Origin of the sequence: Citrobacter sp. Cs237 (genome assembly GCF_030332325.1) — a bacterium.
Taxonomy (GTDB): Bacteria; Pseudomonadota; Gammaproteobacteria; order Enterobacterales; family Enterobacteriaceae; genus Citrobacter_A; species Citrobacter_A sedlakii.
In genome coordinates this window covers 383,348-406,351 of sequence record NZ_JAOWIB010000108.1, presented here as the reverse complement: position 1 = coordinate 406,351, position 23,004 = coordinate 383,348, and the positions used below count along the sequence as shown (strand labels likewise).

The 23,004-nt window shown below is 55.4% G+C and carries 16 protein-coding genes; 12 read left to right on the top strand and 4 right to left on the bottom strand.

What is annotated here, in order from left to right; genetic code table 11:
• From OGY07_RS18955 to OGY07_RS18940, 4 genes are all read left to right on the top strand, one after another.
• Positions 1-3,150: a CusA/CzcA family heavy metal efflux RND transporter gene (locus OGY07_RS18955; RefSeq protein WP_286602417.1), complete on the top strand. Its 3,150-nt coding sequence runs from the start codon at positions 1-3 to the stop codon at positions 3,148-3,150.
• A gap of 526 nt (positions 3,151-3,676) precedes the next feature.
• Positions 3,677-4,372 (top strand): flagellar brake protein, encoded by a 696-nt coding sequence (locus OGY07_RS18950; RefSeq protein WP_060568958.1) that lies wholly within the window; start codon positions 3,677-3,679, stop codon positions 4,370-4,372.
• A gap of 26 nt (positions 4,373-4,398) precedes the next feature.
• The gene (locus tag OGY07_RS18945) at positions 4,399-4,986 is read left to right on the top strand and encodes a helix-turn-helix transcriptional regulator (RefSeq protein WP_060568957.1); all 588 of its coding nucleotides are present in this window, start codon (positions 4,399-4,401) and stop codon (positions 4,984-4,986) included.
• Between the two features lie 93 nt (positions 4,987-5,079).
• Positions 5,080-5,844, top strand: a complete 765-nt coding sequence (locus OGY07_RS18940) for an EAL domain-containing protein (protein WP_060568956.1) — start codon at positions 5,080-5,082, stop codon at positions 5,842-5,844.
• A 189-nt stretch (positions 5,845-6,033) separates the two neighbouring features.
• On the opposite strand, the gene OGY07_RS18935 is transcribed toward OGY07_RS18940, so the two are convergent.
• The gene (locus OGY07_RS18935) at positions 6,034-7,209 is read right to left on the bottom strand and encodes a coiled-coil domain-containing protein (protein WP_286602415.1); all 1,176 of its coding nucleotides are present in this window, start codon (positions 7,207-7,209) and stop codon (positions 6,034-6,036) included.
• A 300-nt stretch (positions 7,210-7,509) separates the two neighbouring features.
• Between OGY07_RS18935 and OGY07_RS18930 the strand changes: the two genes are divergently transcribed.
• The 8 genes from OGY07_RS18930 to OGY07_RS18895 all read left to right on the top strand — a co-directional run bounded on the left by OGY07_RS18930 (position 7,510) and on the right by OGY07_RS18895 (position 19,111).
• On the top strand, positions 7,510-8,595 hold the full coding sequence (locus OGY07_RS18930) for a YncE family protein (protein ID WP_060568954.1): 1,086 nt from the start codon (positions 7,510-7,512) through the stop codon (positions 8,593-8,595).
• Positions 8,596-8,654: 59 nt separating this feature from the next.
• Positions 8,655-10,838, top strand: a complete 2,184-nt coding sequence (locus OGY07_RS18925; RefSeq protein WP_286602410.1) for a TonB-dependent receptor — start codon at positions 8,655-8,657, stop codon at positions 10,836-10,838.
• A gap of 122 nt (positions 10,839-10,960) precedes the next feature.
• Positions 10,961-12,934 (top strand): PhoX family protein, encoded by a 1,974-nt coding sequence (locus tag OGY07_RS18920; protein ID WP_286602407.1) that lies wholly within the window; start codon positions 10,961-10,963, stop codon positions 12,932-12,934.
• Between the two features lie 102 nt (positions 12,935-13,036).
• Positions 13,037-14,425: a phenylalanine transporter gene (gene pheP / locus OGY07_RS18915; protein WP_199956479.1), complete on the top strand. Its 1,389-nt coding sequence runs from the start codon at positions 13,037-13,039 to the stop codon at positions 14,423-14,425.
• Between the two features lie 227 nt (positions 14,426-14,652).
• On the top strand, positions 14,653-15,888 hold the full coding sequence (locus tag OGY07_RS18910; protein WP_286602405.1) for an MFS transporter: 1,236 nt from the start codon (positions 14,653-14,655) through the stop codon (positions 15,886-15,888).
• 15 nt (positions 15,889-15,903) lie between these two features.
• Positions 15,904-16,929 (top strand): sugar phosphate isomerase/epimerase family protein, encoded by a 1,026-nt coding sequence (locus tag OGY07_RS18905; protein ID WP_286602401.1) that lies wholly within the window; start codon positions 15,904-15,906, stop codon positions 16,927-16,929.
• A complete protein-coding gene (locus OGY07_RS18900) occupies positions 16,922-18,064 on the top strand; it encodes a Gfo/Idh/MocA family protein (RefSeq protein ID WP_286602399.1) in 1,143 nt (380 codons plus the stop codon). The genes OGY07_RS18905 and OGY07_RS18900 overlap by 8 nt, the downstream gene beginning before the upstream one ends.
• A gap of 75 nt (positions 18,065-18,139) precedes the next feature.
• Positions 18,140-19,111 carry a LacI family DNA-binding transcriptional regulator gene (locus OGY07_RS18895; protein ID WP_286602396.1) on the top strand — a complete coding sequence of 324 codons (972 nt, stop codon included), beginning with the start codon at positions 18,140-18,142 and terminating at the stop codon, positions 19,109-19,111.
• A 1-nt stretch (position 19,112) separates the two neighbouring features.
• Here OGY07_RS18895 and OGY07_RS18890 read toward each other — a convergent pair whose 3' ends face one another.
• From OGY07_RS18890 to nfsB, 3 genes are all read right to left on the bottom strand, one after another.
• Positions 19,113-20,360, bottom strand: coding sequence for a mechanosensitive ion channel family protein (locus OGY07_RS18890; protein ID WP_286602394.1), 1,248 nt, complete (start codon positions 20,358-20,360; stop codon positions 19,113-19,115).
• Positions 20,361-20,461: 101 nt separating this feature from the next.
• Positions 20,462-22,033 carry a PglL family O-oligosaccharyltransferase gene (locus tag OGY07_RS18885; RefSeq protein ID WP_286602392.1) on the bottom strand — a complete coding sequence of 524 codons (1,572 nt, stop codon included), beginning with the start codon at positions 22,031-22,033 and terminating at the stop codon, positions 20,462-20,464.
• 290 nt (positions 22,034-22,323) lie between these two features.
• The gene (gene nfsB, locus OGY07_RS18880) at positions 22,324-22,977 is read right to left on the bottom strand and encodes an oxygen-insensitive NAD(P)H nitroreductase (protein ID WP_042285692.1); all 654 of its coding nucleotides are present in this window, start codon (positions 22,975-22,977) and stop codon (positions 22,324-22,326) included.
• Positions 22,978-23,004: the final 27 nt, after the last annotated feature.

The window sequence follows — 23,004 nt, the reverse complement described above, 5'->3', positions numbered from 1 at the left end:
ATGATTGAATGGATAATCCGCCGCTCGGTCGCCAACCGTTTTCTGATCGTCATTGGCGCGCTTTTCCTTGGCGTCTGGGGAACCTGGACCATTGTGAATACGCCAGTGGACGCGCTACCCGATCTCTCCGACGTGCAGGTGATTGTCAAAACGCGTTACCCAGGGCAGGCGCCGCAAATCGTGGAAAATCAGGTCACGTATCCGTTAACGACCACGATGCTGTCCGTGCCGGGCGCCAAAACGGTGCGAGGCTTCTCGCAGTTTGGCGATTCGTATGTGTACGTCATTTTTGAAGACGGCACCGATCCGTACTGGGCGCGTTCGCGAGTGCTTGAATATCTTAATCAGGTGCAGGGAAAACTTCCCACCGGAGTGAGCGCGGAAATGGGACCGGACGCCACAGGCGTTGGCTGGATCTTTGAATATGCGCTGGTCGACCGCAGCGGTAAGCACGATCTGGCCGAATTGCGTTCGTTACAAGACTGGTTTCTGAAATATGAACTTAAAACGATTCCCGACGTGTCGGAGGTGGCTTCGGTCGGCGGGGTGGTGAAAGAATATCAGGTGGTCATTGATCCGATGAAACTTGCCCAGTACGGCATCAGCCTGGCGGAGGTAAAGGCCGCGCTGAGCACGTCAAATCAAGAGGCGGGCGGGTCGTCGGTCGAACTGGCGGAAGCGGAATACATGGTGCGCGCCAGCGGCTATCTGCAATCGCTGGAGGATTTCAATCATATCGTCCTGAAGACGAATGAAAACGGCGTGCCGGTGTATCTGCGCGATGTGGCGAGGGTGCAAATCGGTCCTGAAATGCGCCGGGGGATCGCCGAACTGAACGGCGACGGCGAAGTGGCGGGCGGGGTGGTGATCCTGCGCTCCGGGAAAAATGCGCGCGAGGTTATCTCCGCCGTGAAGAACAAGCTGGACACCCTGAAACGCAGTTTGCCGGAAGGGGTGGAGATCGTAACAACCTACGATCGCAGCGGGCTGATTGACCGCGCCATCGACAATCTTAGCGATAAGCTGCTGGAAGAGTTCATTGTCGTGGCGCTGGTCTGCGCGCTGTTTCTCTGGCACCTGCGTTCCGCGCTGGTGGCGATCATTTCTTTGCCGCTGGGATTGTGTATTGCATTTATTGTGATGCATTTTCAGGGGCTTAACGCCAATATCATGTCGCTTGGCGGTATCGCTATCGCCGTTGGCGCAATGGTCGACGCTGCGATTGTGATGATCGAAAACGCCCATAAACGGCTGGAGGAGTGGGCGCATCAGCATCCGGGGAAAAACATCGATAACGAGACGCGCTGGCAGGTGATTACGCAGGCCTCCGTCGAGGTGGGACCTGCGTTGTTCATCAGTCTGTTAATTATTACCCTTTCTTTCATCCCTATCTTTACCCTGGAAGGCCAGGAAGGGCGTCTGTTCGGGCCGCTGGCGTTCACAAAAACCTGGGCAATGGCCGGTGCGGCGCTGCTGGCGATTGTGGTGATTCCTGTGCTGATGGGGCTGTGGATCCGCGGCAATATTCCGGCAGAAAGCCGCAATCCCCTGAACCGCTTGTTGATCCGTCTTTACCATCCGCTGCTGCTGAACGTGCTGCGCTGGCCGAAAACCACGCTGCTGTTGGCGCTACTTTCTGTCCTGACGGTTGCCTGGCCGCTCGGCAAAGTGGGCGGCGAGTTCTTACCGCAGATTAACGAAGGCGACTTGCTGTATATGCCTTCCACGCTACCGGGGATCTCGGCGGCGGAAGCGGCCAGCATGTTGCAGAAAACCGATAAGCTGATTATGAGCGTGCCGGAAGTGGCGCGGGTTTTCGGCAAAACCGGCAAAGCAGAAACCGCAACGGATTCCGCACCGCTGGAAATGGTGGAAACCACCATTCAGCTTAAGCCGCAGGATCAGTGGCGTACGGGGATGACGATGGAAAAAATCATTGAGCAACTGGACCAGACCGTTCGTCTGCCGGGGCTGGCAAACCTGTGGGTGCCGCCGATTCGTAACCGCATCGATATGCTTTCCACCGGCATCAAAAGTCCCATTGGCATCAAAGTGTCCGGCAACGTGCTGGCGGATATTGACGCGATGGCCGAACAGATCGAGAACGTCGCGAGAACTGTACCGGGGGTAACCTCTGCGCTGGCGGAACGTCTGGAAGGCGGACGTTATCTCCATATCGACATTGATCGGGAAAAAGCGGCGCGCTACGGGATGACGGTCGGCGACGTACAGCTGTTCGTCTCCTCTGCGATCGGCGGGGCGATGGTGGGGGAGACCGTGGAGGGCATCGCCCGCTATCCGATTAATCTGCGTTATCCGCAGAACTATCGCGACAGCCCGCAGGCGCTACGGCAGTTGCCGATTTTGACGCCGTTAAAACAGCAAATCACGCTGGCTGATGTGGCGGAGGTCAACATCACGTCCGGCCCGTCGATGTTAAAAACGGAAAATGCGCGCCCCACCAGTTGGATCTACATCGACGCCCGCGACAGGGATATGGTTTCCGTGGTGAACGATCTCAAGCAGGCGATTGCGAAAAACGTGCAGATGAAGCCCGGCACCAGCGTCGCGTTTTCCGGACAGTTTGAACTGCTGGAGCGGGCGAATCATAAGCTTAAAATGATGGTGCCGATGACGCTGATGATCATTTTTGTTCTGCTGTACCTGGCGTTCCGTCGCGTTGGCGAGGCGCTGTTAATCATTACCAGCGTGCCGTTTGCGCTGGTGGGCGGGATCTGGTTTCTTTACGGGATGGGGTTCCATTTGTCGGTGGCGACGGGAACCGGGTTTATCGCCCTTGCCGGCGTCGCCGCTGAGTTTGGCGTGGTGATGTTGATGTACCTGCGTCATGCCATAGAGGCCGAGCCAGCGCTGAATAATCCGCAGACCTTCACGGCAGAGAAACTCGACGATGCGCTTTATCACGGCGCGGTACTCCGGGTGCGGCCGAAAGCGATGACCGTGGCGGTTATCATTGCCGGTCTGCTGCCTGTTTTATGGGGCACAGGGACCGGGTCAGAGGTGATGAGCCGCATCGCCGCGCCAATGATTGGTGGGATGATTACCGCGCCGCTATTGTCGCTGTTTATTATTCCCGCCGCCTATAAGCTGATGTGGTTGCGCAGGCATCACGCCGCAGGGAGGAGATAATCTTATTCACATTATCCGGCCCGGTGTCACCGCACCGGTCGGATACCTTCATTTCGTTTGAATGAAATCCCTCGCTGTTTTTCCTCTCCTGTAAGCGTTTTTTTCATCATTTTTTGTATTTATTTTCTCCTGAAAGAGCGGATTAATTCCGCTCGACGTGACTGAGGACATATTCACCAGCGTGTTGCGCAGAAAAACAGCGATGTTTATCGCGTACTGAAAGCCGTTCCCCTCGTCCATTTTTTTATTTCATGGTGCTTCGTTTTTTAGCCGAATTATCCCTTTTTGTAATGAAATTTTCGTTAAGTTGGGATTTTTGCACGCATAAAGTGGGCCAGTTTTACACTTCACTGAATGTTTTTACAAATCAATTAATCAATAAAAATAGCTAAAAACTTAATATCGTGCGAAATATCTGAAAGAGAATCCCTTATGGTAAACAAAAACTATCAGTCAGGAAAATTCTCCTTCTTTTTTATTTTAATTAAATGAGAAGTATCTGGATTACGAAAAATAAGGATTGACTATGGGATTTGGAATGGCAAAGGAAAATAAATTTGAAATCGTGGCCATTATTCGTGAAGAACTTCTCAGAAAAACCAAACTGGAGTTGAAATTCAAGGAAAACAGTGTGGTCACGCAGCTGGAAAAGGTGGACTTTGATTATTTCGTTATTGTTGAACGCAGCGAGGTTATTCCTTCTTCGATCCAGCATTTCATTCTGCATAGCGAAAGAGGCATTATTAAGTTTAACGCCAGGTTTAGTCCCTCGCTGACGGCTAACATGAAGGGCGGGCTAGCGTATTACATTCCTGACGTTATTTTTTTTGTGCAACGTCGGCAACATCAGCGCTTTTCCTTTCTGAAAGGCCAGCATTTTTATTGTCTGGGTCGTTATAAAAACGGCGAAAATTACAGTCTACAAATCAAAAATATCTCCCGCGGCGGCTGTGCGCTAATGTCACCGAGTGTGAATACGCGATTTCTGTATAAAGACGCGCTAATCAAAGGGGCATTGCTTGAATTTGAACAGTTCGGTTCGCTCCACCTGGATCTCCGAGTGGTCAACGTCGTACCCATACAAGAATTTGACGAAAATAATCAGCTTTATGCCAGTCAACAAATCTCCTGCAAATTTCAATTCAAACATCCTCGTGAGGAGTCCGGGGTCGAAAAAGTCATCATTAATATTTTGTTGAGCAATAAGCTTAAAACTTTATAAAAATTTAAACCAGAAGGGAGGCTTTCATGTTAATGAGTGGATGTGGAGATTTTGTGGGTCAGGGCATCTCTGACTATTTAAAAAGTAAACATGTTGAAGTCACGCCTGTCCCCTGGCGGGTTATGGTCAATAACGCCGCGCGTTATCGCCATCGTACGATGATTTTTAATCTCACCAGCCATAAACACGCCTGTGCGGACTTTGTGAATTATTTAAATAAAAACAGATTTAACGTTCACGACAATACGGTGGTGGTTATCGCTGACAGTCGTCTGGCAAAACTGTGCACCGAGTTATTGTATGTTGAAAAGGCCATCGTATTGACGGATAAATCACCGCTACGGGATTACCGACGACTGGCCACACTGGCGAGCGAGTACTGGAGCCCACAGCTATTTCGTTCACAAAAAAGACTCACCGACCGCGAGCAGCAGGTTCTCCGTTTACTGGTGGGCGGTTATTCACCGCAGGAGATCTCAAGCCTGGTCAGCCTGAGTTACAAAACCATCCAGACGCATAAGATGAAAATTATTGTGAAGCTGGGTTTGGCAAACTCTGCGGAACTGAATAAATTGATAGTCAGATTCAACCATCGCTTATCCTTTCTGTCGTAAGTTTGCCTGTAATATTTCTGGTTCAGGTACGACTTCGCGAGGGCGATGCGCGCGGCGTGGTACCCAATGGAAGGATAACATCAGGAGGGAAAAGTGGCAGATTCCGGCGCCGTGCTGAAAGCCTTAAAAGGCGCGAAACAGACTCAGCAGCTTTATATGGTATATCAGCCGATCTTTAATTTGCGCACCGGACGCATTTGCGCATTCGAGGCGTTGATGCGCTGGAACAGCCCGGAAATGGGAATGGTGCCGCCGGATATGTTTATTTCACTGTTAGAAAACAGCGGTCAGTTCCTGGCCGTGGAAGAGATGGTGACGAAAACGCCGTGGGAGACGGCGGCAGGCTGGCCTGAATACCTGTCATTGTCGATCAATTTCTCGGCCCTTGAACTATGTGACCCGCAATTACCCGCGCGGGTCCAGCATAATCTTGCGAAATACGGTCTGGACCCGCGGCGCTGTGAAATTGAGGTCACGGAAACACAGCCTCTGTACGAATGCCAGATCGCGGCGAAAAATATGCGTGAGCTGAAGGCGCTGGGGATCACCTTCGCGCTGGATGACTTTGGCACCGGACACGCCAATCTTGACTATTTGCTGCGCTATCCCTTTGACACCTTAAAGATGGATAAATCGTTTCTTGCGGCGGTGCCGGAAGGGGCGAGATCGGCGCAACTGGTGGAGGGGATAATTTCGCTGGCACATAACGTTGGGGTTGAGGCTCTGGCGGAAGGCGTCGAAGAGGAAGCGCAAAACGATTGGCTGATTGGGATGGGCTGCGATAAAGCTCAGGGATTTTATTTTTCACCGCCGATCCCGCCGGAGGCGATCCCAGCTTTATTAAAACGTTATTCATAGTACAGAGTAAATGGCTGTGCGTTCAGATGACTCCACGGAAAAAAATCCCTCTGCATCACTGAGGGATTCTGCGTAGAGTTGCGCTAAGCCGTATGCCGCTTAAAACGTTTTCTTAAAGCCAATTAAGGCGCTTATCGGGGCTTCAACCCAACAGCAGGGATTTTGTAACACACCGACAAAACGTTGCGGTTAACCTGCCAGCAGTTCCTGCTCGACGTGTTTTACCTGCACTTCCAGCGTATCGCGAAGCGCAGCTAATGCGCGCTCCTGCTCAGCGAAATACGCTTCTTTGTCCTGTACCGATGTCGCCAGACGCCAGGCGTTTTCCGCTTCCAGTTCCGCAATCTCTTTCAGTAACGCTTCTATCTGGCTGCGCAACTGGCGAATTTTTTTCTGCAAATGTTCCAGATTATTCAGCCTGTCGCTGGCCATCATCGGCTCCAGACCGCTTTGCAATTGCGAAAGCAGCGAACGAATTGCCGCCAGATCGGCATTCTGCCGCGCGAGGTTAAGCTTCACCATCATCTGATGCGCCTTCTCTTTAAGATCATCGGCGACCACGTCAGGATGACACAGGCGGCTGGCTTGTCGCCACAGGCGCTTAAGCTCATTGCGTTCGTCCGCGGAAAGACGCTGGTCGCGGGCAAAACGGTGCAGGGCGTCCTGCTGCTGTTCCTGGTATTCCTGATATTCATTGGCCGCGTCTTCCTGCGCCTGACGGGCCGCGCCGTCATCATGGTGGGTAGCGTCGCTTTCCAGCTCGCGGATTTCAGCGAGCAGATCGGCAATCAGTTCCGTTTGCTGCTGAATACGCTCTCGCACTGTTACGGCTTCGCGGGAGGTTGAACTTATCGCCATCCATTGCAGTTTGAGCAGCGCTAACCTTTCGATAGCCAGCGAAATATACTGCTGGCAGGCACGATAATCCTTTTCACGCCGTTGACGTTCCACTTCCTGTTTGCGCCGGGCGCTGGCCGCCAGTTGTTGGCGCAACGCCAGAATCCGGCTCATCAAGGGGCCAAGACGCAGGTGATACTGGTCATTAAATTCGTCGAGGATCTGAATGCGGGTATTACGGGTGTCGATCAGCTCGCGCAACTGGGCTTCCAGCGCCTTAAGCTCCAGCTTGCTGGCGGCAATGGCCGGGTCCTGCCAATGGGTGAGGGCACGTTGATTTTGCAGCCAGGCGGCGATGTCGCGCATGGCATCGCTGAATCGACCCGATTCAATGGCGAGGGCAATGGCGTAAAGAGCAGGATCGCCAGCCTCTTGTTTTAAATGCACAAGCTGCTGCTGGATAATCTGCTGATCTTCAAGTTCGATAGCGCTTTTAACGATTTCGAGTCGTTTAATGATCTTATTCATGACACCCGTAGCCTGGCGTAACCATCCCAAGAATGACGCGATTTAGGTTAAGTCATACTTTTGATATTTATGGAAAAAACAGCAATCTGCATTTTGTGGTCTGTCATGCCTTTTCGTCCAGAATAATTCGCAGAAATTCTCGATTCGCCCATTTTTCGGTGGGCCTCCTCGCGTTCCGAACCCCTGTTTCAAAAAGGGTCTTTTTTAAGCGAAATTTGCTTGCGATGAAAAAGAGAATAAGTATAGTTCTCATTCTCTTTATTATTTTAATGCATTGCCTCTTTCGGTAAGGAACCCGGCATGAAAAAGACCACCACCGTCCTCGCGCTGCTGATCGCGGCGGCGTTAACCGGCTGCGCCACGACGCCGTCGGCCACCGCGACCCCGGCAACGACAGAACATGTGGCCGCGTCAGCGGCTGCGACGGATCTTATTAAGCGCGATCTGGCGGATGGCCTGTACGAAATGGCGCTAAACCCGGCAGGCGATGCGCTGTACGTCGCCAGCGCAGAAGGCTTTAAGGACGTGCAGGGCGGCGTGGTCTATAAGCTGGATGCTAACACTCTGCAAACTCTGGGTCGCAGCCATACCGATCTGAAAAACTTCGGTATGGCGATGTCAGCGGAGGGGAAAACGGTTTATGTCACAAATTCGCTGGACGGCGGGCTGAGCGCAATCAATACCGCAGACGGCAAAGTCAAAAATCGGATTCTGTTCCCGGAGCGTAACCCGGAAGGCTTCCCTTACGGCGCCCGTCAGGTGCTACTGCATAACGGGCTGCTGTATGTGGGCGCGGTTGCCGATCCGGCAGTGATTTGGGTGGTGGACGCCGGTACGCTGAAGCTGAAAACCCGCATCAAAAATACCGGTAAATGGATGACCGGACTGCACTACTCAGACACCACGCAGCGTATTTATGCCGCGAACGGCGGCGGCGAGATCCTGGTGATCAACCCACGCAATCAGCGCGTCGAGAAGCGCTGGAAGCCACTGGGCGACAAACCGGCTCTGCTGCTGAATATGGCGGAAGATCCGCAAACCGGTCGTCTGTTCGTTACCGACAACTCGAAAGCCAAAACCACGTTGGTGCTGGATATCCACAGCGGCAAAGTGCTGAAGCAACTGGACGTGGGGGATTCCTTAGCCGTGACGTTCAACCCGAAACGTAACGAGATCTACATTACCCAGCGTGAATCCGGAAAATTGCTTAGCCTCAACGCGACCGATTACCGCCTGAAAAAAAGCTGGGATCTGCCGCCGAATCCCAACAGCCTGCTGCTTTCTGCGGATGGTCAGACCCTCTACGTCACCGTAAAGCAAAAATTCAATAAAGACCATTCCACCGACGCGCCGGACAGCGTGGTGCGCATTGCGCTGAACAAATAATAACAAGGCCGGGCAGGATGCTGTCCGGCACCGTTTTTTCTTATTTCTATGGCATTCACATGAACAACACCAAAACAGCTCTGGCGCTGACGGTCAGCGCGCTCTCAGTCTCCGCATGGGCGGCAGAAAAGGCGGTTAACCCGGAAGACACCATCGTAGTGCAGGCGGCCACGCGCGGCGACTTCGTTCCCGGCGGCGACACGCCGATGCCTGCGTTTCTTGACGGTCAGGTTGCTAACGGCGGCAGGCTGGGGATGCTCGGTCAGCAGAACGCCATGGACGTGCCGTTCAGCATCATCAGCTACACCGCGAAGCTGGTGGAGGATCAGCAGGCAAAAACCATTGCTGACGTGGTGGCTAACGACGCGGGCGTGCAGTTCGTTCAGGGGTACGGCAACAGCGCCGAAACCTTCCGCATCCGCGGCCTGAAGTTTGACGGCGATGACATGACCTTTGGCGGACTGTCCGGCGTGCTGCCGCGTCAGGTAGTGGATGCCCAGATGGTCGAGCGCATTGAAATTTTCAAAGGGGCAAACGCCCTGATGAACGGCGCGGCAAGCTCCGGCGTGGGCGGGATGATCAACCTTGAGCCAAAGCATGCGGGCGACGCGTCGCAGGCGAAAGTGGGCGTGGACTACACCTCCGATTCACAGATTGGCGCCACGCTCGATGCAGGCCGTCGCTTTGGCGACAACGACCAGTTTGGCGCGCGCGTGAACCTGGTTCACCGCGAAGGTGAAACGACCATTACTGATGACCGCCGCCGTACCACGCTGCTCTCCACCGGTCTGGATTACAAAGGCGACAATTTCCGCACCTCGCTGGATCTGGGCTATCAGAAAAAAACCTTCCACGGCAGCCCGACCAGCGTCAATATCTCCGTGGTCGATTTCATTCCTGCCCCCCCGGACAATAACCGCAATTTCTCGCAGAAGTGGGCCTACAGCGATATCGACAACACGTTCGGGATGTGGCGCAGCGAGTACGACATCACCGACAGCTGGACGGCGTATACCGGTCTCGGCGCGCAGCACGCGCACGAAGAAGGCATCTACAGCGCGCCGAAGCTGTTGGACAAGAGCGGCAGGGCCATGGTCAGCCGACTCGACACCAATCGCATTAGCGACACAGTGAGCGGAATGGCTGGCCTTCGCGGGCAGTTCGACACTGGCTTTGTTTCGCACAAGGTGAACGTTGGTTATTCGGCGCAAAGCAAAAACGAAAAGATCGCGTGGAAAATGTCGAAAACGGCGGAGAATCCGTACACCAATATTTATCACAACGGCGGGGTGGCCGCTCCGGACAGCACAAACTCGAACGGGAAGGGGGGAGATTATAGCGACCCCCGAACCAGCGGGCGTACCCGCACACAAGGCTGGTTGCTGAGCGATACGCTGGGCGTATTCGACGACAAACTGTTGTTCACCGTCGGTGCCCGCCATCAGAAGGTGGTGATTCGCGGCTATGACAAAATGACAGGGGCGGAAAACCCCGCTGACGGTTTTGACGGCAGCCGCTGGATGCCAACCTATGGCGTGGTTTATAAACCGTGGGAGGAAATCTCGCTCTACGCCAACCATACCGAAGCGCTACAGCCGGGAAAAACTGCGCCCAACACCGCCGTTAACTACGGTCAGAGCACCGGCATCGTTCATTCTAAGCAAAATGAGGTCGGCGTGAAGGCGGACTTTGGCCGCGTGGGCGGCTCGCTGGCGCTGTTTGAGATAAAAATGCCGACGGCCATCCTCGACAGTGAAACCAAACATTACGGGCTGGATGCAGAACAGCGTAACCGCGGCGTGGAGCTGAACGTATTCGGCGAACCGACGCTGGGGCTGCGTCTGAACGCCAGCGCCACCTGGCTGCAGGCAACGCTGACCAAAACCAACAACGGGGTGAATCAGGGGAATGAGGCGATTGGTGTTCCGAACTTCTATGCGGTACTCGGCGCGGAGTATGACATTAAACCGGTTGAAGGGCTTACCGCCACCGCGCGGGTGAATCATTCCGGTTCGCAGTATGCCGATCTGGCCAACAGCAAAAAGCTTAATGACTACACCACGCTGGATCTCGGTATGCGCTATCGTTTTGCTGTCAACCAGAGACAGAATCAAATGGTGGTTCGTGCCGGTATTGATAACGTCACCAACGAGAACTACTGGGCGAGCGTGGACGATTCCGGCACCTATATCACGCAGGGCGAACCGCGAACCTTTAAGGTTTCGGTGGGCTACGAGTTCTGAGGTTCCACCTCGTTATCCGGGGCAGGGATGCCCCAACTCCTCTCATTGTTATAAAAATGTAACAAAAGCTTCTTACACTGGTCGCCAACTCCTTACCTCTTGGCCAATGACAGGAAGCCGCTATGGGCAGACCCCTCAAATCCGTTTTTAAAAAAGAACATCGTGACGATATCAACAACCGCAGCGCTAACCCGGTATTCTCTGAGGTGGCGGAGGTATTTCTCTCCCGTCGCCGTTTTTTACAGGCGGGCGCCGTTGCGGGGGCTGCCGTTTCATTCCCCTTTCTGATCAAACCCGAAAATGCCGTTGCCGCGGTATCGAAGCCTTCCGCGCTGGCCAAAGCCGTGTCGCTTGGGTTTACCAGTATCGCTATTTCAACGGAAGACACGGTAAGGGTGCCGGAAGGCTATATTGCCCGCCCGTTCTATCGCTGGGGTGACCCGACGGGGATCAAAAACAGTATGCCGGCATTTAAGCCGGATGCCAGCAACACCACGGACGAACAGGCCGTGCAGGCGGGCATGCACCACGACGGCATGGCGTGGTTCAGCCTGCCGCAGGGGGAACAAAACCCGGAGCATGGCCTGCTGGCGATGAACCATGAATACATCGACAACGGAATGCTGTTTACCGACGGTACGGCGAACTGGAGTCTCGACAAGGCCCGCAAAGGGCAGAACGCGATGGGCGTGTCGGTGGTGGAAGTGAAAAAAACGGGCGGCGAATGGCAGGTGGTTCGTCCGTCTTCGTTCGCGCGCCGTATTACCGTCAATACGCCAATGCAGCTTACCGGCCCGGCGCGGCATCAGGACTTAATGAAAACTGCTGCCGACCCGCAGGGGGAACGCGTGCTGGGCACGATGCAAAACTGCGCCAACGGCCATACGCCGTGGGGCACCTATCTCACCTGCGAGGAGAACTGGTCGGATATTTTTGTCAAAAAAGCCGACCTCAACCCGCTGGAAAAACGCTACGGCATCAGCGACAGCGATGAATCCTACCGCTGGAACGAGGTGGATGACCGCTTCAGCGTCGATAAAACCCCCAACGAGCCCAACCGTTTCGGCTGGGTGGTAGAAATTGATCCCTACGATCCCACCTCCACGCCGCGCAAGCATACCGCTTTGGGCCGCTTCAAGCATGAGGGTGCCGCCGTCACGCTCGCCGCCGATAACCGCGTGGTGGTCTACATGGGGGACGACCAGAAATTTGAGTACATCTATAAATTTGTCTCGGACAAAAAATACGATCCCGCGAACCGTGAAGCCAATATGAACCTGCTGACGTCCGGCACGCTGTACGTTGCCCGGTTCAACGAGGAGGGGAGCGGCGACTGGCTGCCGCTGGTCTTCGGGCAAAATGGGCTGGATAAAAGCAACGGCTTCGAAAGCCAGGGCGATCTGCTGATAAAAACCCGCCTGGCGGCCGACGTGGTGGGGGCGACGAAGATGGATCGCCCCGAGTGGATAGCCGTCGATCCGCACGCCAGCGGCAGCGTCTACTGTACGCTCACCAACAACAGCGATCGCGGGAAGGAGGGCAAGGCGCCGGTCGATGCCGCCAACCCGCGCGCCAACAACGTGTTTGGTCATATTATGCACTGGCACGAAGACGGCGCCGACCCTGCTGCCGACCGCTTCAAGTGGGATATTCTGGTCATGGCAGGACGCACCGACGGCGACGATCCTAAGTCTAAAGGCTCCATGCAGGGCGCGGCGTTCGGCAGCCCGGATGGGCTGTCGTTCGATCACCAGGGCGTCCTGTGGATCCAGACCGACGTCTCCTCCAGCACCATCAATAAGAAAGCGTACGAGGGGATGGGCAATAACCAGATGGTGGCAACCATTCCGGGCACCAATGAGTATCGCCGCTTCCTGACCGGCCCGCGCGGGTGCGAAATCACCGGCATTGCATTTACGCCGGACAACCGCACGCTGTTTATTAACATTCAGCATCCGGGAGAGGGCGGGGATGATATTACCGATCCGGCCAATCCGCGCGCCGTTTCTAACTGGCCTGACGCCAGCTCGAACGGCCGCCCACGATCGTCAACGGTGGTGATTACCAAAGCGGACGGTGGGATCATCGGGTCGTAACGTTTATCCGCCGGGCGCATGCGGTAGCCCGGCGTTAAACTTGCTACCTCCAGCATGAAGTGTTAAAACGTGCCCCTTCTAAAAAAGAGACAGGGGTAGGGCGTGAAAGACGCGTCATCCGCTTCAGGCCGTGGTTGCGCTGAAGCCGCGTCGGATCAGAATCCGACGCTGCAACGTGGTTTGCAAAATCGACATATTCAGTTAATTGCCCTTGGCGGCGCGATCGGTACCGGGCTGTTTCTCGGTATCGGCCCCGCCATTCAGATGGCCGGCCCGGCGGTTCTGCTGGGTTACGGTATCGCCGGGATCATCGCCTTCCTGATCATGCGCCAGCTCGGCGAGATGGTCGTCGAAGAGCCGGTGTCAGGCTCCTTCGCACACTTTGCCTATAAATACTGGGGCCCGTTCGCAGGCTTCCTTTCTGGCTGGAACTACTGGGTAATGTTTGTGCTGGTGGGCATGGCCGAGCTGACTGCCGCAGGCATCTATATGCAGTACTGGCTGCCGGACGTGCCGACATGGATTTGGGCCGCGGCTTTCTTCATCATTATTAACGCCGTTAACCTCGTGAACGTGCGCCTGTATGGCGAAACCGAGTTCTGGTTCGCGTTGATCAAGGTGCTGGCGATTATCGGCATGATCGGCTTTGGCCTGTGGCTGCTGTTCTCCGGCCACGGCGGCGAGCGGGCGACCCTCGACAATCTGTGGCAGCACGGCGGCTTCCTGGCGACCGGCTGGAAAGGGCTGATCCTCTCGCTGGCGGTGATCATGTTCTCCTTCGGCGGGCTGGAGCTGATTGGCATCACCGCAGCCGAAGCGCGCGACCCGCACAAAAGCATACCGAAAGCGGTCAACCAGGTGGTGTACCGTATTCTGCTGTTCTACATCGGCTCGCTGGTGGTGCTGTTGGCGCTCTACCCGTGGGTGGAAGTGAAATCCGACAGCAGTCCGTTCGTGATGATTTTCCACGATCTGAACAGCAACGTGGTGGCGTCGGCGCTGAACTTCGTTATCCTGGTGGCGTCGCTGTCGGTGTATAACAGCGGGGTGTACTCCAACAGCCGCATGCTGTTTGGTCTTTCGGTGCAAGGTAACGCGCCGAAATTTCTCACCCGCGTCAGCCGTCGCGGCGTGCCGGTCAATTCGCTGTTCCTTTCCGGCGCGATTACCTCGCTGGTGGTGTTGATCAACTACCTGCTGCCGAAAGAGGCCTTTGGTCTGCTGATGGCGCTGGTTGTCGCCACGCTGCTGCTGAACTGGATCATGATCTGCCTGGCGCACCTGCGCTTTCGCGCCGCCATGCGCCGCAAGGGACGCGAGACGCAGTTTAAAGCGCTGCTCTATCCGGCGGGGAACTATATCTGTATTGCGTTCCTGGCGCTGATCCTGGTGCTGATGTGCACCATGGATGAGATGCGTCTGTCAGCGATGCTGCTGCCGGTGTGGGTGGTGTTCCTGTTTGTGGCGTTTAAATTATCCCGAAAAAAGTGATCTGCTTTTCTCCCTCTCCCTCAGGGAGAGGGCCGGGGTGAGGACACCCAGCCGCACCCGTTTTAAGCCTGGCGGCACTGCGCCTGCCGGGCCCTTAATGTACCGCTCCACCTTTATCGTGACCCCCCTCCCAATTCTGTTTCGATCCGCAGGATCTTTAATTTGTAATCGATTACTTTTTACTTGATGCATTTTGTAATCGATTACTTTTAAGGGTGAGGCTTATCATGGTGTCAACTGAAAGTAGTGAAAAGGCAATAACACAGCACCGGCTGCTGGTGCCGCGTCTGTCGCTAATGATGTTTCTGCAGTTTTTCATCTGGGGGAGCTGGTCGGTCACGCTCGGCCTGGTGATGACCCGGCACAACATGTCTTTGCTGATTGGCGATGCGTTCTCCGCCGGGCCAATCGCCTCCATTCTTTCGCCGTTCGTGCTCGGGATGCTGGTGGATCGCTTCTTCGCCTCGCAGAAGGTGATGGCGGTGATGCACCTGGCGGGCGCGGCAATCCTGTGGTTCGTGCCGGGCGCGCTGATTGCCGAAAACGGCGCCCTGCTGATTGGCCTGCTGTTTGGCTACACGCTCTGCTACATGCCGACGCTGGCGCTGACCAACAATATCGCCTTTCACAGCCTGGCGAACGTGGATAAAACCTTCCCGGTGGTGCGCGTGTTCGGCACCATCGGCTGGATCGTAGCGGGCATTTTTATCGGCGTCACCGGCGTGGCGTCCAGCGTCACCATTTTCCAGGTGGCGGCAGCAAGCTCCGTGCTGCTGGCGATCTATAGCCTGACGCTGCCGCACACGCCAGCCCCGGCGAAAGGCCTGCCGGTCAGGGTGCGGGATCTCTTCTGCGCGGATGCCTTCGCGCTGCTCAAAACCCGCCACTTTTTCGTCTTCTCCGTTTGCGCGATGCTGATCTCCGTCCCGCTGGGAACCTACTACGCCTACACCGCCTCGTATCTGGCGGATGCCGGCATTGCCGACGTCAGCACCGCCATGTCCTTCGGGCAGATGTCCGAAATCTTCTTTATGCTGGTCATCCCGCTGCTGTTCCGCCGCCTGGGCGTGAAGGTGATGCTGCTGATCGGCATGCTGGCGTGGTTCGTGCGTTATGCCATGTTCGCGCTGGGCGTCAGCGAGGAGGGGCGCATCCTGCTCTATCTCGGCATTCTGCTGCACGGCGTCTGCTACGATTTCTTCTTTGTCGTCGGCTTTATCTATACCGACCGGGTCGCCGGTGAAAAGGTCAAAGGTCAGGCCCAGAGCATGATCGTAATGTTTACCTACGGCATCGGCATGTTGCTCGGCTCGCAGATTTCCGGCGCGCTCTATAACCGCCTGGTGTCCGGGCAGGCCGTGCCGCAGGCGTGGGTGACATTCTGGTGGATCCCGGCGGTGGCTGCCGCGGCGATCGCGCTGATTTTCCTTCTCACGTTTAGGTATGACGATGACAAGGCGTAATGTTCAGGAGGGGGTATGAAAACGATTAAGGGACCGGGTATTTTTCTGTCGCAGTTTATTGGTGAGAAAGCGCCGTTCAACACGCTCGACGGGCTGGCCGAATGGGCAGCGGCGAAGGGCTACAGGGCGGTGCAGATCCCCTGCAATCATCCGCACATTTTTGATGTCGAGAAAGCCGCAGAGAGCCAGGCCTACTGCGATGAAGTTACCGCCAGGCTGGCCGCTCACGGACTGGTCATCAGCGAGCTGTCGACCCATCTGGAAGGGCAGCTCGTGGCGGTGAACCCGGTTTACAGCGACGCGTTTGACCACTTCGCCCCCGCGTCCGTGCGCGGTGACGATGCGGCGCGCCGGGCGTGGGCAACGGAAAAGCTGATGCAGGCGGCGGTGGCGTCCGCCCGGCTAGGCCTGAAGGCCCATGCCACCTTCTCCGGCTCGCTGGCGTGGCCGTTTTTCTACCCGTGGCCGCCGCATAACGAGCAGCGTTTTCAGGAAGCGTTTCAGGAACTGGCAAACCGCTGGCTTCCGATTCTGGACGCCTTCGACGAGCAGGGCGTTGACGTCTGCTTTGAGCTGCATCCGGGGGAAGATCTGCATGACGGCGTGACCTTCGAGCGTTTTCTGGCGCTGGTGGATAACCATCCGCGCTGCAACATACTCTACGACCCAAGCCATATGCTGTTGCAGCAGATGGATTATCTGGCTTTTATCGACATCTACCATACGCGTATAAAAGCGTTTCACGTTAAGGACGCCGAGTTCCGCCCCAGCGGGCGCAGCGGCGTGTACGGCGGCTATCAGCCGTGGATCGGCCGTGCCGGTCGCTTCCGGTCGCTCGGCGACGGGCAGATCGACTTCCGGGGCATCTTCAGCAAGCTGACCCAGTACGACTACGACGGCTGGGCGGTGCTGGAGTGGGAGTGCTGCCTGAAGGAGGGCGATACCGGCGCGAGGGAGGGCAGCGCGTTTATCCGCCGCCACATTATTCCCGTTTCCGGACGCGCGTTTGATGATTTTGCCGCAGGGGGCAACGATGATTAACGTTGGCATTATCGGCAGCGGGTTTATCGGCCCGGCGCATATCGAGGCGCTCAGGCGTCTTGGGTTTGTGCAGGTGGTGGCGATCTGCGACGGTGTGTTTGCCGGGGCGCAGGAGAAAGCGCGCCAGCTTAACGTGCCGCACGCCTGCGCCAGCGTGGAGGAACTGCTCGCGCACCCTGATTTGCACGTGGTGCACAACTGCACGCCGAACCATCTGCACGCGGAGATCAACCGCAAGATCCTGCGTGCGGGTAAGCACGTATTTTCAGAAAAACCGCTGTGCATGACCCCGGACGAGGCGCGCGAGCTGGTGGCGCTGGCGGAGCAGGCGGGCGTGGTGCACGGCGTGAGCTTCGTCTATCGCCAGTTTGCGATGGTGCGCCAGGCGGCGAGTATGATGCGCGCGGGCAGCATCGGGCGGCTGTTTGCCTCGCACGGCAGCTATTTGCAGGACTGGATGCTGCTGGAAACCGACGACAACTGGCGGGTGGATGCGGCGCTGGGCGGCGCATCGCGGGCGGTGGCGGATATCGGCTCCCACTGGTGCGACACGGTGCAGTTTGTCACCGGCAGGCGCATTACGGAGGTGATGGCCGACTTATCCATCGTCTGGCCGACGCGCAAGGCCAGCGTGGGGGGAAACCAGACCTTCTCCCACGACGAGCGGGCGGAGTATGAAGATAAACCGGTCACCACCGAAGATTTTGGTTCGGTGCTGTTCCGCTTTGACGACGGCAGCAAGGGCAGCTTTAGCGTCTCGCAGGTGAGCGCCGGGCGCAAAAACCGCCTGACGTTTGAGGTAAATGGCAGCGAGCGGTCAGTGGCGTGGGATCAGGAAATCCCGCAGCAGTTGTGGATCGGCCATCGCGCGCAGGCCAATCAGACGCTGAGCGACGATCCAGGGCTGATGAACCCTGACGTGGCCGACAGCGCCCACTTTCCCGGTGGACACATTGAAGGCTGGCCGGATGCCTTCAAAAATATGCTGGCGCAGTTCTACCGGGCAGTGCAGACGGGAGCGATGCCGGAGGCGCCGCAGTTCGCAACCTTCCATGACGGCGCTAACGTGATGTATATCATTGACGCCATTGTGAAAAGCCATCAGCAGCAGCGCTGGGTGCGCGTTGAACAATGACACGTCGCCCGGTTCGCCGGGCAACAAATTTATGATAGCCTGCACAAAACGCTAACCGCAGGATGTGTCGTCGTTATGTCTATTCAGAAAATCGCCAGGCTGGCTGGCGTGTCGGTGGCTACGGTGTCGCGCGTGCTCAATAACAGCGATACGGTGAAGGCGAAAAACCGCGAGCGGGTGCTGCAGGCGATCAAAGAGAGTAACTATCAGCCAAACCTGCTGGCGCGGCAGTTACGCACCGCACGAAGCTATATGATTCTGGTGATGGTCTCTAATATCGCGAATCCGTTTTGCGCTGAAGTGGTCAAAGGCATTGAAGCAGAGGCGGAGAAAAATGGCTACCGGATTCTGTTGTGCAATTCCGGTTCCGATATCGAACGTTCCCGTTCGGGCCTGAGCCTGCTGTCCGGCAAAATCGTCGACGGCATTATCACCATGGATGCCTTCTCGAAACTGCCGGAACTCGCGGAACTGATTGGCAACGCGCCGTGGGTACAGTGTGCGGAATACGCCGATGCGGGCGCGGTTTCCTGCGTGGGAATTAACGACGTCGATGCCTCGCAGCATGTGGTCAGTCAGCTTGCCGACAGCGGACGGCAGCGTATTGCGCTTATCAACCATGACCTGAGCTATAAATACGCCCGCCTGCGTGAGCGTGGCTATAAGAGCGTTATTCACCTTCGCGATCTTGATTACCAGGCGGTGGAATACGCCAGCGATCTCAGTTCCGGCGCGGGCAGGAAGGCGATGCAAACGTTACTCCAGAATACCCCGCCGGATGCGGTATTTGCTGTTTCCGACACGCTGGCGGCAGGGGCGCTACGCGCCATTGAACAGGCCGGGCTGCGGGTGCCGGAGGATATCGCCGTGGTAGGGTTTGACGGCACGGAAGTGGCGGAAATGGTTTCACTGACCACCATCGAACAACCGTCGCGGGATATCGGGCGCAAGGCGGTCGAGCTGCTCTTAAATAAGATCGATAATCCGGATGCGCCGACGGAAAGGGTGATGATGAACTGGCGCTATGTTTCGCGCGCCAGTACCTGAGTTATTTCGGCAATGCGCTGGCCAGCGAGCGAATATCGTTGCCGGTCGGCGACTGATGAATGCGTAAACCAAACTCTTCCACCACCGAAAAAATGTGGTCGAAAATATCGGCCTGAATACTTTCATATTCCAGCCAGACCACGGTATTGGTGAAAGCATAAATTTCCATCGGCAGTCCGTGATCGTCCGGGGCGAGCTGGCGCACCATTAACGTCATATCCTGGCGAATGCGCGGATGGTTACGTAAATACTCGTTCAGATAGGCGCGGAAGGTGCCGATATTGGTCATCCGGCGATGGTTTAATACGGATTCCGGCGCATTGCGCTGCTGGTTCCAGGCGTCAATTTCCTGATGACGGGTATCTAAATAGGGTTTCAGCAGTTGCGCTTTATACAGGCGCGCTTTTTCATCTTCATCAAGAAAATGAATGCTGGTGGCGTCAATGTTGATGCTGCGCTTAATACGCCGACCACCGGAAGCCGACATGCCGCTCCAGTTTTTGAACGAGTCAGAGACAAGCGACCAGGTCGGAATGGTGGTGATGGTGTTATCCCAGTTACGCACTTTTACGGTCGTCAGTCCGATGTCGATCACCGCGCCGTCCGCGCCGTATTTCGGCATCTCCAGCCAGTCGCCCAGCTTAAGCATGTCGTTGGCGGACAGTTGGATCCCGGCGACCAGCCCCAGGATTGGATCTTTAAACACCAGCATTAACACCGCCGCCATCGCGCCCAGGCCGCTTATTAAAATCGCTGGCGACTGGCCTATTAACAGCGAAATCATCAGAATGCCAACGATAATCGCGCTAATCAGTTTGATTCCCTGAAAGATGCCTTTGAGCGGAAGCTGAGATGCCGCCGGTAATTTCTGCGACAAATTAAAAATCACGTCCAGCAGGGAGAACAGCGACAGCAGGGCATACATCATGATCCACAGCTGCGCGCAGGTGGTTAACATTTCTGCCGCCTCGCTGCCTTTTTGCAGCCACAGCGCCGCCTGGATATTGACGATGATCCCCTGAAGGGTAAACGCCAGGCGGTGGAATAATTTATTTTGCGTAATAATTTGCAGCCACAGGCGCGAACTGGCGGTGGCGCGTTTTTCGAATGTGCGTAGAACCACCCAGTGCAAAATGATATGCACAATCACGGCGGTGAGGAAAATAATGCCAAAAATCACCACCAGCGACGTGGTGTGATTCATCTCTATACCCGCTAAATCTTCGACCTGGGTAATTAAATCCTGCATAACGTCTCCTTTATAAAACAGCGGCCTATGATGACCGCTGTACGGAGTTTATGCAAATTTTGCCAGCTTCAGGTTCCCGCGACTGGAAGGATGGAACCCTGTTACGACCTGAATCTTTTGTCCCACGGCATCAGACGCTGCGCATATTCTTTTAACGTTTGCGCTTCCTGGTCGCGGCGCAGAAACGCTAAAATAGCAATCTGATCGTTATAGGCGTCTTCTTCCATATGCAGTGTTATCCATTGCGCATTTTCTCCGGCATACCGCTTGAGTTCCGCAAGATCCCCTGATTGATTGTAATGCAGCAGATGTAACTGCGAGAGGGCGCGTTGCCAGCGCAGCTGCATCAGCCAGGGGACATCCAACTGTGCGATACTGTCCGGTGCTTCCAGTCTGCCGGTTTCAAAATTACCCAGCGTTATGCTGGTACGAAAGAGCTGTAGTGAGAGCACGATGCCATACACCGAGAGGGCGGCGAGAACGGGGCGCAGGGGACGAAGAGGTACCTGACAGCGTGAATGACGTCCGTCCGCTGCGGACATAAGCAGTAAAATGGCAAAAAAATGCGCTACTGAATAATAAAGCGGAAATTCGACCTGCGTATGCAGCAAAATTGGCAATGTCGTCAGCAACGCTGCCCACTGCCATACGTTTTTGCGTCGACGAAATAAACTGATCCATCCCATAAAAACAGATAGCCCGCCCATCAGTGCTACCGCGCCACCTTCCCACCAAATAAATAGCGTTTCGTTATGGGGATGCTGCATCATTTCCCTGTTGGGGTTAGCGAAAGGTAGCGTGGCCATAAAATGCTGGTACGTGGATTCAAACATTCCCATTCCCCAGCCTTGCCAGGGATGTATCAGTATCATTCGCAGTGTATATTCCAGCGTTAAGTATCGCTGATGGGTTGAGCTTTCGTGGATTAACGAATCCGATACGGACTGATTAAGCAACTTGCTACCCATAATACAGCCAGCTATGGGCAAAATTACGATCAGAAAACGGCGATATAACGTCGTGCGGTCGCGGAAGGAGTGATGACCGAACAGGAGCGAGGCGCAAATCATTCCGCATACACCGCCAAGCCAGCCGATCCGGGAATGAAACAGTACCAGCGTAGCGGATATTACGAGCAACGATGTACTGAGCACGGCTAAACGTACGAGTTCAGTACGCGGATTAAGCAACGTGCGGCGCTTATCGGCCAGCAAAAAAAGAAGCGCCAGTAATCCCGTTGCCAGAAATGAGGCGGTAACGTTCAACTGCTGGAAAATGCCGGGGGCATAGCCTTTATAATTAACCGCCAGGTCTTTAAGCGGGAAAGGTAATATTTCCGGACAGTAAAACCCGGCCAGTGAAATAGCGGTTTCAATAATTGCTGCGGACGCTAACAGATAAAAAAGCGCGACGATATCTTTTTCGCGTACAGGTTGTTGCACCAGGGCGAGATAAATCAGTACGCCGCCCCATATGCCGACGATGCGGGGGAGGGCAATGGATAATCCGGCATGGGGTGACCAAAGCAGAGGGAGGGTGAACAGGATCGCGCCAGCCAGTAACAGCAGAAATGTTGGAGTAAGCCGCAGTTTATCCGCTTTCAGTAGCAACCAGATGATGAGCGCCTGAAGGCAAATTGCCGACCAGCGCAGCAGATTCATCGGCAGGTTCATGCCGTAATCACCCCTGTTTGGCCAGGGGATGTGAACGATCAAAAGCCAGTACAGGCAGCCCAACCCCAGTGTTACCAGTCTGAGTGAGGGCGGCGCACTCAGGCGAAAAAGAGAGTGAGTGGGGAACATGATAAAACCCGGGAATAAATCATAAGTGTATTTATTCGCCATTGCGGGTGCGAGTAAACTCTGATCCAGTTCAGGACTTATGGCGCGGGGAAGTAATGAGGAATGTCCTGATAATTTGCCAGCCAGCAACGGACTGCTGCCTGGCATTCTTATCTCAATAGTTACACTTCCGTCAGGGTAGTGGATAACGGCAGGCGGGATTTCGGCAGTGAAGCATTGAAATCTTCGACGCTGTGATGACCGACAGGGACCACGACCACGCTGGTGAACCCTTTATCTTTCAGGCCAAATTCGGCGTCAAGGATCTCAGCGTCAAAGCCTTCGATAGGTACGGCGTCCAGCCCCAGCGCGGCGACGCCGAGCAGGAAGTTCCCCACGTTCAGGTAAACCTGTTTTGCCATCCAGTGCGCATCATCGTGAAGGGTTTTACGGTGCATATCGGCGAAGAAGGTGCGGCCTTTGTGGTTAGCCGCTTTTGCTTCGGCGTTCGGGAAGCGACCATCCGCCTCCTCCTGATCGACCACGCGCTCCAGCCAGGCGTCGTCCATCGCCGTTTTGGCGCAGAACACCACCACGTGTGAAGCGTCGAGCATTTTGCGTTCATTAAACACATAGTTTCCGGCGGCAGACTTCGCGACACGCGCCTTGCCTTCGTCGGTGCTGGCGATAATAAAGTGCCACGGCTGAGAGTTGGTGCTGGACGGGCTGTATTGCAGCAGCGTTTTTATCTTTTCTGCCTGTTCAGCGGTCAGTTTTTTGCTGGGGTCGAAGGCCTTGGTGGAATGACGTTTTAAGGCAACTGATACGATATCCATAACTACTCCCGGTTTGTTTTATTACCC